Below are 1,756 nucleotides of genomic sequence, written 5' to 3' on the forward strand. Positions count from 1 at the left end.
CCGCCGCCGCCCACGCCGCCCCCGCCCGGCGCCCCCGCCCAGCCGCCCCCCCGACACCGCCCGCCCCCCCCCCCCCGCGGGGGGCGGCGGGCGCGGGGGGGGGGGGCCCGACTGAGCCCCCCGGCCCACCACCACGCGACGGGATCGTGTCGGGCAGCCGGGCCAGCCGGTCACCCGGCGGGGCAGGCGGCCGACCAGCGCGCCACCGTCCAACCAACCAGCCGGCCCCCCCGCTGATCCGTCGACCGGCCGGCCGGGTCAGCGGGTGCCGACCGCGGCCCGCACCGCACGCCGGGCCAGCGCGCAGTCGTCGTGCAGCCGCCGCAGCAACAGCCGCTGCTGCTCGCCCGCGCTCGCCCCGGGTTCGCCGGGGGCCGGCGCCGGTGCGGGGTCGCGCATGGTGCGCTGCACGGCCGTCTCGTACATCCGGATCTCGCGGGTCAGCACCAGCATGAGGTTGACCAGGAACGCGTCCCGCGCATCACACCCCGCGCTCTGCGCCACCTGGGCGATCTGCCGACGGCCAACCGCCGCGTCCGCGCCCACCACGACCCACAGGGTGGCGAGGTCGTAGCCCGGCAGGTACCACCCCGCGTGGTCCCAGTCGACCAGGGCCGCACCCGACGGCGCGAACAGGATGTTCGACAGCACCGCCTCGCCGTGGCAGAACTGCCCCTGACCCTGCCGCCCCTGGGCGATGCCCCGCAGCAACTGCTGGAGGTCGCTCATGTCCCGATCGGTGAGCAGCCCCAGCTCGTGGTAGCGGGCCAGCCGGGCGCCGTAGTCGATGGGCGCGTCGAAGAGCCCGGACGGCGGGCGCCAGGTGTTGATCCGGTAGATCGCCGCGAGCGCGTTCCGCAGGTCGGCACGGGGCGGCGGCTCCGTCGGGTGCCGGTGCAAGGTGGCCACGCGCCCTGGCATGCGCTCCATCACCAGGGTGCAACTCTCGGGGTCGGCCGCGATGAGCCGAGGTACGCGCACCGGCGGGCGGTGGCGTACGAAGGCCCGATATGCCGCTATTTCGTGCTGGAAGCGTTCGGTCCACGCGGGCGAGTGGTCGAGCAGGCACTTGGCCACGGCGGTGGTCCGCCCCGTCGTACCGACGAACAGGACCGAGCGCCCGTTGCGGCGCAGTACCTGCACCGGGTTGAACTCGGGGCAGACCGGGTGCACGGCGGTGATGGCCGCGCGCAGTCGCGCCCCTTGCGGGCCGGACAAGTCGAGCCTCCCGCTGAGCGGCTGGGGAGCAGTGCCCTCAGCCCGTCGCGCCCGCCCGCCACGGCTGGGATCGAGATAGGGCGCGCCACCCACATGCGGGCGGTGCGGCCGAACGGGGACGGACACGGAGGACGATGCTGTGTACATGGGCGAGACAGATCCCTTCGTGTGCCGGCAAGTGCGTGCGCTCCAGACCCGGAAGGTGGCCGCACCCTGGGGAATGCGGTCGCCCACCGGGCTGGGTTCCCCGGCCGGAGCACGGGCCGTGAGTCGGCACCGGCGCGGGGCCCGATGGGACGGCCCCCGTCGCCTCCGTCGCTTGCGTGACGGTGGTGCTGCCGTGGGGGGCGGGGGGCCGCCCCCCCCCCCCCCGGCCCCGGGGGCGCCGCCCGCGCCGGGGGGGGGGGCGGGCCCCCCGGCCCCCCCGCCCCGGCCCCCCCCGCCCCCGCCCCGGGCCGGGGGGGCCGCGCCCCCGACATCCAGGCCGCAGCCGCCGCGGCGTTCGCCCGCTGGCGCGCCCTCGTCCACACCAAGCTGC

Annotated in this window: 1 protein-coding gene; it reads right to left on the reverse strand. The window is 77.6% G+C overall.

The window, feature by feature from the left end; all coding sequences use genetic code 11:
- Positions 1–258: 258 nt before the first annotated feature.
- Entirely contained in the window at positions 259–1,365 is a 1,107-nt protein-coding gene (locus AAHZ94_RS33625; RefSeq protein WP_349997486.1) for an aminoglycoside phosphotransferase family protein, read from the reverse strand.
- Positions 1,366–1,756 lie beyond the last annotated feature (391 nt).

The sequence above is a fragment of the Streptomyces sp. HSW2009 genome (assembly GCF_040240285.1).
In the GTDB taxonomy this organism is placed as follows: Bacteria; Actinomycetota; Actinomycetes; order Streptomycetales; family Streptomycetaceae; genus Streptomyces.